This window comes from Arthrobacter sp. B10-11 (assembly GCF_033142195.1).
Taxonomy (GTDB): domain Bacteria; phylum Actinomycetota; class Actinomycetes; order Actinomycetales; family Micrococcaceae; genus Arthrobacter; species Arthrobacter oryzae_C.
The window spans coordinates 891,974-906,410 of the sequence record NZ_JAWMTH010000001.1 but is presented as its reverse complement, the minus strand read 5'-3'; the positions used below and the strand labels follow the sequence as shown (position 1 = coordinate 906,410).

The following is a 14,437-nucleotide window of genomic DNA, read 5'->3' as shown; positions in this document are numbered from 1 at the left end:
GACGTTGCCCCGGCTACAGTCCGAGCCACTCCGCGCACGAGTTCAGGTTCCGGTTGACGCTGCCAACGGCGGCGGCTTCATCGTGGGCTTCGATGGCATCGACCAGTGTGCCGTGCCCTTCATCGGGGAGCCCGTTGAAGCCGCTGCGGCGCTGCTGCCGCAGCAGGTCGGCGTGGAAGACGCCGCCGAAGCTGACGTACAGCTCATGCAGCAGCGGATTGCCGGAAGCCTGCGCCACCAGGACGTGGAAATCCCAGTCGGCGCGCGCCCAGGCTGCGTAGTCCTCAGCATGCCAGGCGTCGTGGCGCTCACTGAGCAGGTCCCTCATGGCGGCGATGTGCTCCGGCTGTGCGTGGCGGGCGGCCAGTCGGGCTGCCTGGGTGTCCAGGCCCACCCGGACTTCAAGGATGTGTTCCTGCTTGTGGTCCTTGTACATCCGCTGCGCCGCGCCGGAGATTTCGCTGGTGGCCCGGACGTAGGTGCCGTCGCCGCGTCGTACCTCCAGCATTCCGCCGTGCGCCAGCGCCTTGATGGCCTCGCGCAGGGTGCCCCGGGAGACGCCGAGCCGGGCCATCAGTTCAGGCTCGGCGGGGATCTTCTGCTGCAGCTGCCATTCGCCGGAGTGGATCATTTCCCGGAGCTTGTCCGTGATTTCGTCCGCCAGTACCGGCCGGTGAGAAGCGGTGAGGGTCATGGCTTGGTCCTTGCCGTGAGTAGGTGCGCCACCACGATCTGTGCCAGGGCGATGGCCAGCAGCAGAATCAACGGTACCGTCCACCCGCCTGTGGCGCTGTGCAGCAGCCCCATGCCGAACGGTCCGGTCGTGGCGAGCAGGTAGCCCACCGACTGCGCCAGCGTGGACATGGCGGTGGTTTCCGCCGTCGTCCGTCCGCTGCGGCTGATCATCACCATGACCAGCGGGAAAATGCCCAGGCCGAACCCCAGCAGGACAGCCGGAACGGCGGCCAGTGCGGTGGGCAGAAGCATCAGCGAAACGATGCCCGCGAGCATGGTGACGCTGGCCAGGTAGAAGGCCGGGCGCAGCATCCGCGGCCGGGAACCGATGGCCATCAGCACCATGCCGGCCGGCACGGAGACGAGCTGCATCAGCCCGAACATCAGGCCGCTGTCGGTGGGGGTGAGTCCCGTGGTGGTGAGCATGTACGGGAACCAGCTGAGCACGGCGTAGGCCAGGAGCGCCTGGAGGGTGAAGATGGCGGTGAGCAGGGCCCCCTTGCGGGTCCGCAGGAGGGGCCACGGGGAAATGCGGGCGCCCCGGCCGGGGGTGGCATTCCGGTGGGCATGGAGGGCCACCGGGAGGAAGCCCAGGAAAGCGGCTACTGAGAGCAGGCCAATGGAGCCCACTCCTGCCGAGGCCGAACCCAGCGCCTGCGCGACCGGGACCACCAGCACGGCCGTGACCGTGGCGCCGGTGGTCATGGTGACCGTGTACAGCGCTGTCATGAGCGACGTGCGGTCCGCATAGTGCTCGCGGATGAACGAGGGCATGGCCACGTTGCAGACGGCGAGTCCGGACATGCCCACCACCGTTCCGGCGAGCAGCATGCCGGTGGACGGGATGCCGCGCACCAGCAGGCCGGCTGCCAGCATTCCCAGGGCCAACAGGATGGCCTTCTCCACGCCCACCCGGCGGGTCAGCCAGGACGTTGCCGCGCCGGCCACGGCGAAACAGAGTGTGGGAATGGAGGGTATGACGGCGGCAACGAAGGCGCCGTAGCCCAGGACTTCCTGGAGGTCGTGGAGGAGTGCTGCGGCTCCGGTAATGCCGGCCCGCAGGTTCAGTCCGATCAGCACCAGGGCAATGACGCCGAGGACGACGACGGCGCGCGGCCGGGCAGCGCCGGCCGGCGCAGCGGGCGGGGTGTCAGTTCCGGGTGGTGCCGTCGTCGTGGTTGCCATACTTAAACATTAGACGTTAGACGTTTGATGTTTGTAAAGATGTGGGGAACCTCTCCCGGGCCGTGTCCCTAGCCCTGCTGCCGTTGCGAGAGCCGCTGCACGGCCAGCGCCAGCCAGAGCTGCACCCGGTCCTGGGTCTGGGCGGGGTCGTAGCCGGTCAGCTCGGTGATCTGTGCCAGCCGGTAACGCACGGTGTTGCGGTGCAGCGTCAGCGCCTCGGCGACGGCGGCCACCGAGCCGTTGTTGTTCAGATAGCTCTCCAGCGTGGCCATCAGTTCGGCTCCGTGCAGGGCATCGAAGTTGCGCAGCGGGTTGAGCGACTCATTTGCCATGTCCGCCAGCGGCACGTCCTCGCTGGCCAGGAGGAGCGACGTCAGGCTGAGCCGCTCCGGCTCGTTGACGGGCAGGCCATGGCTCGCCGCATCGCGGGCCTCGAAGTAGCTCCAGCGCAGCCCGTTGGGTTTGGTGTACGCGCCGCCGATGCCGATCGTCGCGTGGATGCCGGCCTCCGCCAGGTGGTCGCTGAGGCTTTTGGCCAGCGCGCTGGCGCCGCTGCCGTCGTCGTGGACCACGATGATCAGGTCCTTCCCGACCACGGCGGTCACCCCGTGCTCCAGCGGCCGCGGCACCGAGGAGCTCACCAGCTGCTTGGGGTGCGCCGCGGACTCGGCAAGGAGGACCACACTTTTCCGGGTGCTGTTGACGCCGATGCCGGCGAGCCGCCGGGACGCCTCGCTGGATTCCAGGGTTCCGTGGATCACGTCCTCCAGGACCTGGCCGGACAGGGCGCGCTGGGCCTGCCGCTGTTTGACCATGTTGTTCAGTTCAACGCTGATCAGGTTCTGGGCGTAGCCCACGATGCCGGAATCCTCGAAGGGCTGCCGGACCCAGAGGGTGCAGGCGTCGCGGCGGCCGGTGGGGATGGGATAGGACGCCCAGGTGTCCGCCGTGGGCGCCGGGTTGCCGGGCACGCTGTTGTACAGCTGCGCCGTGAACTGGGTGAGCACAATGTCCGTGCGCAGCATGGAGCCGAGGTTCTTGAGCAGTTCCGCGAGGCCGCCGCCGGTCAGCAGGGCGCGGGCCAGGATCTGGTGGCCCGCGATGAGCCTTTCCAGCTTGGCGTAGTGGTCCGCTGACTGGGCGTCCGCCACCAGCTTGGTGATCGCAATGAACGGCGTCTCGTAGGGGACCTCCACCACGGGAAGGCCCCAGCGGTTGGCCTCGGCAACCAGTGCCGGCGGAACGGCGTCGTGCGTCAGGCCGACCCCGAAGCCGATCCCCACCGCCCCGGCCCGCTGCACCTGCCGCACAAAACGGCGCTGGTCCGGGGCGGCCTTCAGCCGCATGCCCGTGGTGAGCACCAGCTCGCCGCCGTTCAGGAAGCGCTGCGGGTCCTCCTGCTCGGTGACGGCAACCCACTGGATGTCCTGGTGCCACGTCGTCTCGGCCAGGCCGGATTTGACGAGCTTGAGCGACTGGACGCCCAGCAGGGCGGCGAGGGAAATTGCCATGGATTCAGGATAACGGCGAGCTGGTCAACCGCACTAAAGGATTCCGGGGATGGTGTGCAGGTGGCTATTTCTTGCGTGGACGGGCTGGCATAGGCTCGTGAGCAGTCGCAATACTGGGCCGGTTGCAGAAACCGGCTGCAGAAACCAGCATGAAAGAGGTTGTACACCGTGGTCCAAACCTTGCAGAACTTCATCAACGGCGAGTTCGTCACGCCCGCAGGCACCGGCCTGCTGGACATCGTGAACCCCACCAACGGTGAAGTGGTGGCCAAGTCGCCCGTCTCGGTGCAGGCCGACGTCGACGCCGCCATGAAGGCTGCCAGCGACGCGTTCAAAACCTGGAAGCACGTCACCCCGGGCCAGCGCCAGCTCATGCTCCTTAAACTTGCCGATGCCGTGGAAGCCAACAGCGACGAGCTCGTGGAAGCCCAGCACCGCAACACCGGCCAGGTCCGCTCGCTGATCGCGTCCGAGGAAGTGGCCGCCGGCGCCGACCAGCTCCGCTTCTTCGCCGGCGCCGCCCGCATCCTCGAAGGCAAGTCCGCCGGCGAGTACTTCGAAGGCCACACCTCCTACGTGCGCCGCGAACCCATCGGCGTCGTGGCCCAGGTGGCCCCCTGGAACTACCCGTTCCTGATGGCCATCTGGAAGATCGGCCCCGCGCTCGCGGCCGGCAACACCGTGGTCCTCAAGCCCTCGGACACCACCCCCGAATCCACCCTGGTCCTCGCCCGCCTCGCCGGGGAGATCTTCCCGGCCGGCGTCCTGAACGTGGTCCTCGGCACCGGCGAAACCGGCGCCATGATGGTGGAGCACAAGGTCCCGGGCCTCGTCTCCATCACCGGATCCGTACGAGCCGGCATTGCGGTGGCCTCGGGTGCGGCCAAGGGCCTCAAGCGCGCGCACCTGGAGCTCGGCGGCAAGGCCCCGGCCATTGTGTTCAAGGATGCGGACATCAAGAAGAGCGCCGCAGCCATTGCCGAGTTCGCCTTCTTCAACGCCGGCCAGGACTGCACGGCCATCACGCGCGTGCTGGTTGAGGACTCGGTCCACGACGACGTCGTGGCGGCCATGGTGGAACACACCAGGACGCTGCACACCGGTTCGCAGAACGACGAAGACAACTACTTCGGCCCGCTCAACAACGTGAACCACTTCAACGCCGTGACGTCCGTGGTGGAGCACCTGCCGGAGAACTGCAGGATTGTCACCGGCGGCCACCGCGCGGGGGACAAGGGCTTCTTCTTCGAACCCACCATCATCACCGGCGCCAAGCAGACGGATGACATCGTGCAGAAGGAAACCTTCGGGCCGGTCATCACCGTGCAGAAATTCAGCACCGAGGCCGAGGCCGTGGAGCTGGCGAACGACGTCGACTACGCCCTGGCCTCCAGCGTCTGGACCACCGACCACGGCACCGCCATGCGCGTCAGTCGCGACCTGGACTTTGGTGCGGTGTGGATCAACACGCACATCCTGCTGACGGCCGAAATGCCGCACGGCGGATTCAAGCAGTCCGGCTACGGCAAGGACCTGTCCATGTACGGCGTCGAGGACTACACGCGCATCAAGCACGTGATGAGCGCGCTCGACGCATAACTCCGACGCACAACTCTCCCCACGACTTTCCAGAAAGGCATTCCCATGACTGCAACCGCCCATGACATCACCTACCGTCTCGAGCAGAAGCGCCGCGTCCAGGCAGACTTCCCGGGCCCCAAGTCCGTTGCCCTAACTGAGCGCCGCAAGGCCGTCGTGGCCGCCGGCGTCGCCTCCAGCGTCCCCGTGTTTGTTTCCGACGCCGACGGCGGCATCATCCACGACGTGGACGGCAACTCCTTCATCGACCTCGGGTCAGGCATCGCCGTGACCAGCGTCGGCGCGTCCGATCCCGCCGTCGTCGGGGCCGTGAAGGAAGCCGTGGAGCACTTCACCCACACCTGCTTCATGGTCACCCCGTACGAGGGCTACGTTGCCGTCGCCGAGCAGCTGAACCGCCTCACCCCGGGAGACCACGAAAAGCGCACGGTGCTGTTCAACTCAGGCGCCGAAGCCGTGGAAAACGCCGTCAAGGTGGCGCGCCTGGCCACCGGCCGCGACGCCGTCGTTGCCTTTGACCACGCCTACCACGGCCGCACCAACCTGACCATGGCGCTGACCGCCAAGGCCATGCCGTACAAGACCAACTTCGGCCCGTTCGCGCCCGAGGTCTACCGCATGCCCATGAGCTACCCGTTCCGCGAGGAAAACCCCTCGATCACCGGTGCCGAGGCCGCCAAGCGCGCCATCACCATGATCGAAAAGCAGATCGGCGGCGAATCCGTGGCCGCGATCATCATCGAACCGATCCAGGGCGAGGGCGGCTTCATCGTCCCGGCCGAGGGCTTCCTGCCGGCACTGGCCGCCTGGGCCAAGGAAAAGGGCATCGTCTTCATCGCCGACGAGGTCCAGTCCGGCTTCTGCCGCACGGGCGAGTGGTTCGCCGTGAACCACGAAGGTGTTGTCCCGGACATCATCACCATGGCCAAGGGCATCGCGGGCGGCATGCCGCTGTCCGCGATCACCGGACGCGCCGACCTGCTCGACGCCGTCCACCCGGGCGGCCTGGGCGGCACCTACGGCGGCAACCCGGTTGCCTGCGCCGCTGCCCTCGCCTCCATCGGCTCCATGGAGGAATACGACCTCAACGCCCGCGCCAAGCACATCGAGGACCTGGCCACCGGCCGACTCCGCGAGCTCCAGGGTGAGCTTTCCGCTTCGGGGAAGTCCGTCATCGGTGACATCCGCGGCCGCGGCGCCATGCTGGCCATCGAACTGGTGCAGGCCGGCTCCAAGGAACCGAACCCGGAGCTGACCAAGGCCGTTGCCGCCGCCTGCCTCAAGGAAGGCGTCATCATCCTCACCTGCGGCACGTACGGCAATGTGATCCGGCTGCTGCCGCCGCTGGTCATCGGCGATGAGCTGCTGCTCGACGGCCTCGAGGTGCTGGCAGCCGCCATCAAGGCGCACGCCTAGCCTCAGTCATTCCAGCCGGAGAGCCGCGGACCGATCGTCCGCGGCTCTCCGTGTTTTCGGGCCCAATGTCACCTCTGATTTGTGCGTCCGTGGACTAGAGTCAGCAGTACCACTGCAGGAACGCAGACCGGCCGACGTCGCCCGGGAACCCCGAGCGAGGCTGGATTCTGCCCCAGACCCACAAAGGGGTTCACCCATGCGATACGTAGTTGGCTACACACCGAACGAGCGCGGCGCCGATGCAGTTGCCCTGGCGTCCGCCCTGGCCCGCGCCCAGGGCGCACAGCTGGACCTCGTCTATGTGGTGGACAAGGGGCTGCATGTTGCGCACGAAGTTGCGGGCGGCCATGACCTCGCCCGCGAGAAGGCCGTCCAGGACGCGCAGCGCGAAGGCCTGGGCCTGGTCCCGGAGGACGTGCCCGTCGAATTCCATGCGCGCCACGCCGAGTCGTTCGCCGCGGGACTGATCGAGGCCGCCGTCGACTACCAGGCCGGGCTCATCGTGGTGGGTGCCGCCAGCAGCGGGCTGTTCAAACGGCACACCGTGGGCACTGTGGCCAACGCCCTCCTGCACGCCTCGCCCGTCCCTGTCGCACTGGCTCCGCGCGGCTACCGCCGGACCGAACCCATTTCCCGGCTGACCCTCGCGGTCGGCCAGCGCGCCGGCGCGGAGGCCGCGATCGACGTCGCCATCGGGGCGGCAGGGCGCCGCAGCGTGCCCCTGCGGATGGTCTCCCTGGTGGAGCTCGACGCCGAAGGGGACCCGGGGGAGGTGGTGAACGCGGCGCACATCCACGCGAACACCGTGCTCACCGAAGCCTCGCGGCGCCTTCCTGAAGGGCACAAGGTCACCGTGGAGGTGGCCCACGGACGCACCATCGAGGAATGCATCGATGACCTTGAATGGGACGACGCCGAGATCCTGATCGTGGGATCCTCGCGCCTTGCCGAGCGCAACAAGCTCTTCATCGGCAGCACGGCCAACAAGGTGCTCCGCGCGCTGCCGGTGCCCATGGTGGTCATCCCGCGCGAGTACGAGCGGGTGGACACGGCCATGGCGCCCTAACGCGCCCCTCTTCGACCCAGGTCAGCGCGAACGGACATTTGCGGCCCCCATGCAGAGCGCGAACGGGCAGATAAGGCCCCCAAAAGCGAAAAACAGGGCATTATCTGCCCGTTCGCGCTTCCCGCAGGGCACGCTTCCGGGCCACGGAATTCCTGCGCGTCGCCGCCAGCATGTCCACCGTCAGCACCAGCAGCGCCAGCCAGACCACCCCGAAGCCGATCCAGCGGTCCGGGGTCATGGCTTCCTGGAACACCACGAGCGCCACGATGAACTGCAGCACGGGGGCGAAGTACTGCAGCAGCCCGATCGTGGTCATGGGCAGCCGGCGGGCGGAGGCTCCGAAGAACAGCAGCGGCACTGCGGTGATCACGCCGGAGGAGACCAGCAGCCAGAAGTGCCCCGAACCGTGAGTGCCAAGCGTCGCCGCACCGCTCACGGCCAGGAAGATCATGGTGGCGGCCGCCAACGGAGTGAGCACCACGGTTTCCATGGTCAGGCTGGTGACCGCGTCCGCCTTCGGGCCGATCCGCTTCTTGACGAAACCGTAGAGGCCGAAGCTGAAGGCCAGCGTCAGCGCGATCCACGGGAGTTTGCCGTAGGAAATCGTCAGGACCACCACGGCAACAAAGCCGATGCCCACGGCGGCCCACTGGAGCGGACGCAGCGTTTCCTTCAGCACGAACACGCCCAGCAGCACGGAGACGAGCGGGTTGATGAAGTAACCCAGGGACGCTTCCACGGCCTGGCCGGTGGTCACGCCGTAAGTGTAGGTCAGCCAGTTCACCGCGATCAGCGCCGCGGCGATGGACAGTGTGCCGAGCACGGTCCGGTCCCGGAAAGCGGCCGCCAGTACGCGCCAGGACCGGGTCACCGTGATCAGGAGGGTACAGAACACCAGCGACCACACCACCCGGTTGGCCACAATTTCCACCGCACTGGCGGGCTGCAGGACGAAGAAGTACAGGGGCAGCAGCCCCCAGAGCCCGTAAGCACCGATCCCGAAGACGACGCCCGCCGTCGTGTCCTTGTCCACTGCCTTAAGGGCGATGCCGGGGGCGGTCAGGGCAGGTGAAGTGGCGGTTCCGTCGGTTGTAGGCACACGATCAATAACACCACCTCCGCGGGCGGTATTCCGCCAGCACGCACCGGCTCCCGGAAACGGTCTGCGCAGGCCTTGCAGTACTCAGTATGCTTACCACTATGAACGCGCTTCTCCGGAAAGCCCCTCGATGAGGCTCCGCCACAGCAATGCCTCGGGCAGGGGCTACCGGCGCCTTGCCGCGGGCACCGGCTTCACCTACCGCGACCTTGACGGTTCCACACTGCCGCCGGGCCCCGTCCGGGAACGGCTGGAAAGCATCGGCATTCCGCCGGCCTGGACCGATGTGTGGATCGCGCCCTACGACAACGGGCACATCCAGGCCACCGGGCTCGACGCCGTGGGCCGCCGGCAGTACATCTACCACCCGGCCTGGCGGGAAAAGAAGGACCGGCTCAAGTTCGACCGTGCCCTGCAGCTCGCTGAATCGCTGCCGAGCGCGCGCAGGCGGGTCACGATGGACCTCCGCAGCGACGGCTTCTCCCGCGAACGCGTGCTGGCGGGTGCCTTCAGGATGCTGGACAGCGGCTCGCTGCGGGTCGGATCCGAGCGGTACACCAACGAGAACGGCAGCCACGGCCTGGCCACCCTGCTCTGCGCGCATGTGAAAGTGAAGAAGGAGAGCCTCCGGCTCAGTTTTCCCGCCAAGAGCGGTAAAACGTGGGATTCGGAGATCGACGACGCCGACCTCGCCGCCCTGGTGCGCTCGCTCAAGCGCCGCGGGGGCAACGCTAGGCTGCTGGCTTACAAGAACGGTCGCAGCTGGCATCCGGTGGGCAGCGCGGAGATCAACGAGTACGTGAAGGAACGCACCGGCGCGGACTTCACCGCCAAGGACTTCCGGACGCTCCGGGGCACCGTGGCCGCGGCGGTCAGCCTGGCCCGGACCGGCCCGCAGGCCACCGTGGCTGCGAGGAAGCGGGCCATCAGCCTGGCGATGCAGGACGCTGCGGCCGTGCTGGGGAACACGCCGTCGATCGCCCGGAAGAGCTACGTTGACCCGCGGCTGCTGGATCACTACTCCGCGGGGGAGACCATCGACCCCCACCGGACCGGCTCGGCCGAAGCCGAACTCCGGGCCCTGCTGTACCGCGAGGGAGACGTCGTATCCATTGGCAGATCCGCAGGGAAGGCGAGTTGACCGCCTAGAATAGGGGTTTGTGCGCTAAGTGATTTGGCGCAGTCTCTCAGTTCTGGAAGGGCTCCCGGTGTCCAACTCGGCCGCAACCACCCCCAAACGTCCCCTCCGCGTCGCGATCGTCGGCGCCGGACCGGCCGGCGTCTACGCCGCGGACATCCTGACCAAATCCAATGAGGTCAAGGACGGCGACGTCGAAGTCAGCATCGACCTCTTCGAGGCCTACCCCGCCCCCTACGGACTGATCCGCTACGGCGTGGCCCCGGACCACCCCCGCATCAAGGGCATCGTCAACGCCCTGCACAAGGTCCTGGACCGCGGCGACATCCGGTTCCTGGGCAACGTGACGTACGGCCGGGACCTGAAGCTGCACGATTTCCGCGCCTTCTACGACGCCGTGATCTTCTCCACGGGCGCCATCAAGGACGCGGACCTGAACATTCCCGGCGTCGAACTCGAAGGATCGTTCGGCGGCGCCGACTTTGTGTCCTGGTACGACGGCCACCCGGATGTTCCGCGCGAGTGGCCGCTGGACGCCAAGGAGATCGCGGTGATCGGCAACGGCAACGTGGCCCTGGACGTGGCCCGCATGCTGGTCAAGCACGCCGACGAGCTCCTGTCCACGGAAATCCCGGACAACGTCTACCGGGCGCTGAAGAACTCTCCGGTCACGGACGTGCACGTCTTCGGCCGCCGCGGCCCGGCCCAGGTGAAGTTCACCCCGCTGGAACTGCGCGAGCTCAGCCACGCCAAGGACGTTGACATTGTGCTCTACCCGGAGGACTTCGAGTTCGACGAAGCCTCCGAGGAAGCCATCCGTACCAACAACCAGACCAAGACCATGGTGAACACCATGACCAACTGGCTGGTGGAGGAGCACGCCGAAGCCGAGGTGCCCTCCTCCCGCCGGCTGCACCTGCACTTCCTGCACAGCCCCGTGGAGATTTACGACGCCGCCGGCAACAGTGGGGGCACCACCGCTGCCGCCGGCAAGGTGGCGGGGATCAAGTTTGAGCGCATGCAGCTGGACGGCACGGGCAACGTCAAGGGGACGGGGGAGTACCTCGACTACCCGGTCCAGGCGGTGTACCGGGCCATCGGTTACCACGGCTCCCCGCTGGATGAACTGGAATACGACGCCCGGGCCGGTGTGATTCCCAACGAAGGCGGCCGGGTGCTGGACGCCGACGGCAACCCTGTGCCGGGGATCTACGCCACGGGCTGGATCAAGCGCGGCCCGGTGGGCCTGATCGGGCATACCAAGGGTGACGCCCTGGAGACCATCGGCTGCCTGCTGGAGGACCGGCTGACGCTCCCGCCGGCGCAGAATCCGGATCCGCACGCCATCATCGCCCTGCTCGAGGAGCGCGGCGTGGAGTACACCACCTGGGAAGGCTGGAACCGGCTGGACGCGCACGAAGCAGCCCTCGGGAAGGCGTGGACCGAAGCGGAGGCGGACACCGGCGTCGTACGTGAACGCGTGAAGGTGGTGCCGCGCGAGGAAATGATCCGCATTTCCCGCGGCGCCGGGGGCTGACCCGAGGGCTAACCCTATGGCGGCCGGCTGGATGGCAATACACTGGGCAGACCAATCCAGCACGGCATGCCGTCACGCCTGGCACACCGTTGTGCCGGCAAGGGAGTTCGATGACGAAAACAAATCAGCCGGCAGCTCCGGGCCCGGACGCCGCGGCGCTGCTCCAGCGGCACGCCCTGGCGGGCCACGAGCTGCTCGGAGCGACCGGCCACGCCGGCAGCATGCACCTGCCCGGACTGCGCAGCCTGGTGGAGGAATCCTGGCAGCGCTCAGTCCAGTTCCGGGCGAACCCGGACAATCCCGAAGCGCCCCTTGCCCTGGACCGGGAAGAACTGGACGAATACCGCCGGCAGCATCCGCTGGCCACCATCATGCCGGTCATCCACAAACTCCTGGTGCTGCCCAGCCACGACAGCGGCCTGCTGGTTGCCGTGGGCGATGAGGTGGGCCGCCTCCTGTGGGTGGAGGGCGACGCCGTGACGCAGCGCCGGGCCGAAGGCATGATGTTCGTGGCCGGCGCCGACTGGTCCGAGGCCAGCGTCGGCACCAGCGCTCCGGGCACTGCCCTCGCCCTGGGCCGCAGCATCCAGATTTCCGGCGCCGAGCACTACAAGCGCTCCGTTCATCCGTGGAGCTGCACGGCCGTGCCGTTCCACGACCCCGACTCCGGCGCCCTGCTGGGGGTGGTGGACATCACCGGCACCGAATCCGCCGTTGCACCGCACACCCTCTCCCTCGTGGAAGCCACCGTCGCGGCGGCCCAGGCCCAGTTGCGCGTGGAGCGGCTCCAGCTGGCGGCGGCCCGCCAGGCGGCACCGGCACGACGGCGGACCGCGGCTTCCGCGGGGCGGACGGCCTCCGCTGCGGGCACCGGCAGCCTCTACCGCAACAGCCTCCAGCTCCTCGGCCGGGACCAGGCACTGCTCAGCATCGAAGGCCGCACCGTGGCGCTCTCGGCCCGGCACAGCGAAATCCTGGCACTCCTCAGCGTCCATCCGGACGGTCTCAGCGCCGAGGAGCTCTGCACCCTGCTGTACCCGGGCGAAGGCACGTCCATGACCCTGCGCCCGGAGATGGTCCGCCTGCGCAAGGTCCTGCAGCAGCTCAGCCCGGAGGCTGTCCCCGGCTCGCGACCGTACCGGCTGCCCGTGGACCTGATGCCGGATTCCAGCCAGGTGCTCAACTGCCTGCAGCGCGGCGCGCACCGCATCGCGCTCGAGATCTACCGCGGCGCCGTCCTGCCCCGCTCGGAGGCGCCGGGCATCGTTGAACTCAGGGACCGCGTCTCCTCGCTGCTGCGCGAAGCGGTGCTCACCGACGGCAGCGCGGATGCGCTGCTGAAGTACGCGGAACTGCCGGAAGCAAAGAACGACGTCGGCGTCCGCCTTGCCGCGCTGAAGCTCCTGCCGCCGCGCTCGCCCAAGCGGGCCGCCGTCGTCGCCGATCTTGAACGGCTGGAAACCGAACTCAGCGCCTGACCTCCCGCAACGTGAGCTGCATCACCATGGTTGCAACCTGACTGCAACCTCTCCGCTCCTACGCTGAATGCAACGGCGGCCGCCAGCACAGGCCGCTGAATATCTTGCACAGCAAAGGAGCTAGCAATGACTGTCTACGCACAGCCCGGTACCGAAGGTTCGAAGGTCACGTTCAAGGACCGCTACGAGAACTGGATCGGCGGCGAATGGGTGGCCCCCGTCAAGGGCCAGTACTTCGAGAACATCACCCCGGTCACCGGCAAGGCATTCTGCGAGGTGGCCCGCGGCACGGCCGAGGACATCGAGCTGGCCCTGGACGCCGCCCACAAGATCGCACCCTCCTGGGGCAAGACCTCCGTTGCCGAGCGTGCGGCCATCCTGAACAGGATCGCGGACCGGATCGACGAGAACCTTGAAATGCTGGCCGTCGCCGAATCGTGGGACAACGGCAAGCCGATCCGCGAGACGCTCAACGCGGACATCCCGCTGGCCGCCGACCACTTCCGCTACTTCGCCTCCGCCGTCCGCGCCCAGGAAGGCCGCCTGTCACAGCTCGACGACGACACCACGGCCTACCACTACCACGAGCCGCTGGGTGTCGTGGGCCAGATCATTCCGTGGAACTTCCCGATCCTCATGGCCGTCTGGAAGCTGGCCCCGGCCCTGGCCGCCGGTAACGCCGTGGTCCTCAAGCCGGCCGAGCAGACGCCGTCGTCCATCCTGGTCCTGATGGAGCTCATCGGCGACATCCTTCCCGCCGGCGTCATCAACGTGGTCAACGGCTTCGGCGTCGAAGCCGGAAAGCCGCTCGCATCCAGCCCCCGCATCCGCAAAATCGCCTTCACCGGTGAAACCACCACCGGCCGCCTCATCAGCCAGTACGCCAGCCAGAACCTGATCCCGGTCACCCTGGAACTGGGCGGCAAGAGCCCGAACATCTTCTTCAACGACGTTGCCGAGTCCGACGACGCGTTCTATGACAAGGCACAGGAAGGCTTCGCTCTGTTCGCCTTCAACCAGGGCGAAGTCTGCACCTGCCCGTCCCGCGCCCTGGTCCAGGAAGATATCTACGACTCCTTCATGGCCGACGCCGTGGCCCGGGTGGAGAAGATGATCCAGGGCAACCCGCTCGACACCGAGACCCAGGTTGGCGCCCAGGCCTCCAACGACCAGCTGGAGAAGATCCTCTCCTACATCGACATCGGAAAGCAGGAGGGCGCGAAGGAGCTCACCGGCGGCGGCCGCGCTGAATTGCCCGGCGATCTGGCCGGCGGCTTCTACGTGCAGCCCACGGTCTTCGAGGGCCACAACAAGATGCGCATCTTCCAGGAGGAGATCTTCGGCCCGGTGGTGTCCGTGACCCGCTTCAGTGATTACAACGACGCCATGGGAATCGCCAACGACACCCTCTACGGGCTCGGTGCCGGAGTCTGGTCCCGCAACGGCAACGTGGCCTACCGCGCCGGCCGCGAGATCCAGGCCGGCCGCGTCTGGGTCAACAACTACCACGCCTACCCGGCCGGTGCCGCGTTCGGCGGCTACAAGTCCTCAGGCATCGGACGTGAGAACCACTCCATGATGTTGGACCACTACCAGCAGACCAAGAATCTCCTGGTCAGCTACAACGAAAACAAGCTCGGCTTCTTCTAAGCCGCGCCACGCCCGGGCGGGGC

11 protein-coding genes are annotated in these 14,437 nt (G+C 67.4%); 7 read left to right on the top strand and 4 right to left on the bottom strand.

The window, feature by feature from the left end:
- Positions 1-13 precede the first annotated feature (13 nt).
- From RW112_RS04280 to RW112_RS04270, 3 genes are all read right to left on the bottom strand, one after another.
- Entirely contained in the window at positions 14-694 is a 681-nt protein-coding gene (locus tag RW112_RS04280) for a FadR/GntR family transcriptional regulator (protein WP_317780542.1), read from the bottom strand.
- On the bottom strand, positions 691-1,920 hold the full coding sequence (locus tag RW112_RS04275; RefSeq protein WP_317780541.1) for an MFS transporter: 1,230 nt from the start codon (positions 1,918-1,920) through the stop codon (positions 691-693). Before RW112_RS04275 ends, RW112_RS04280 begins: the two co-directional genes overlap by 4 nt.
- Before the next feature lie 68 nt (positions 1,921-1,988).
- On the bottom strand, positions 1,989-3,431 hold the full coding sequence (locus tag RW112_RS04270) for a PucR family transcriptional regulator (RefSeq protein WP_317780540.1): 1,443 nt from the start codon (positions 3,429-3,431) through the stop codon (positions 1,989-1,991).
- A 168-nt stretch (positions 3,432-3,599) separates the two neighbouring features.
- Between RW112_RS04270 and RW112_RS04265 the strand changes: the two genes are divergently transcribed.
- The 3 genes from RW112_RS04265 (at position 3,600) to RW112_RS04255 (ending at position 7,512) form a co-directional block, all read left to right on the top strand.
- Positions 3,600-5,030, top strand: coding sequence for a gamma-aminobutyraldehyde dehydrogenase (locus RW112_RS04265; protein WP_317780539.1), 1,431 nt, complete (start codon positions 3,600-3,602; stop codon positions 5,028-5,030).
- Positions 5,031-5,075: 45 nt separating this feature from the next.
- The gene (gene gabT, locus RW112_RS04260) at positions 5,076-6,446 is read left to right on the top strand and encodes a 4-aminobutyrate--2-oxoglutarate transaminase (protein ID WP_317780538.1); all 1,371 of its coding nucleotides are present in this window, start codon (positions 5,076-5,078) and stop codon (positions 6,444-6,446) included.
- A 196-nt stretch (positions 6,447-6,642) separates the two neighbouring features.
- Positions 6,643-7,512, top strand: a complete 870-nt coding sequence (locus tag RW112_RS04255) for a universal stress protein (RefSeq protein ID WP_317780537.1) — start codon at positions 6,643-6,645, stop codon at positions 7,510-7,512.
- A 100-nt stretch (positions 7,513-7,612) separates the two neighbouring features.
- On the opposite strand, the gene rarD is transcribed toward RW112_RS04255, so the two are convergent.
- Entirely contained in the window at positions 7,613-8,611 is a 999-nt protein-coding gene (gene rarD / locus RW112_RS04250) for an EamA family transporter RarD (RefSeq protein ID WP_411709852.1), read from the bottom strand.
- Positions 8,612-8,741: 130 nt separating this feature from the next.
- Here rarD and RW112_RS04245 point away from each other — a divergent pair, with 130 nt between their 5' ends.
- The 4 genes from RW112_RS04245 (at position 8,742) to RW112_RS04230 (ending at position 14,414) form a co-directional block, all read left to right on the top strand.
- A complete protein-coding gene (locus RW112_RS04245; protein WP_317780536.1) occupies positions 8,742-9,752 on the top strand; it encodes a DNA topoisomerase IB in 1,011 nt (336 codons plus the stop codon).
- 67 nt (positions 9,753-9,819) lie between these two features.
- The gene (locus RW112_RS04240) at positions 9,820-11,286 is read left to right on the top strand and encodes an FAD-dependent oxidoreductase (RefSeq protein ID WP_317780535.1); all 1,467 of its coding nucleotides are present in this window, start codon (positions 9,820-9,822) and stop codon (positions 11,284-11,286) included.
- Positions 11,287-11,396: 110 nt separating this feature from the next.
- Positions 11,397-12,764, top strand: coding sequence for a helix-turn-helix domain-containing protein (locus RW112_RS04235; protein ID WP_317780534.1), 1,368 nt, complete (start codon positions 11,397-11,399; stop codon positions 12,762-12,764).
- 126 nt (positions 12,765-12,890) lie between these two features.
- The gene (locus tag RW112_RS04230; RefSeq protein WP_317780533.1) at positions 12,891-14,414 is read left to right on the top strand and encodes an aldehyde dehydrogenase family protein; all 1,524 of its coding nucleotides are present in this window, start codon (positions 12,891-12,893) and stop codon (positions 14,412-14,414) included.
- The last annotated feature ends 23 nt before the right edge of the window (positions 14,415-14,437 follow it).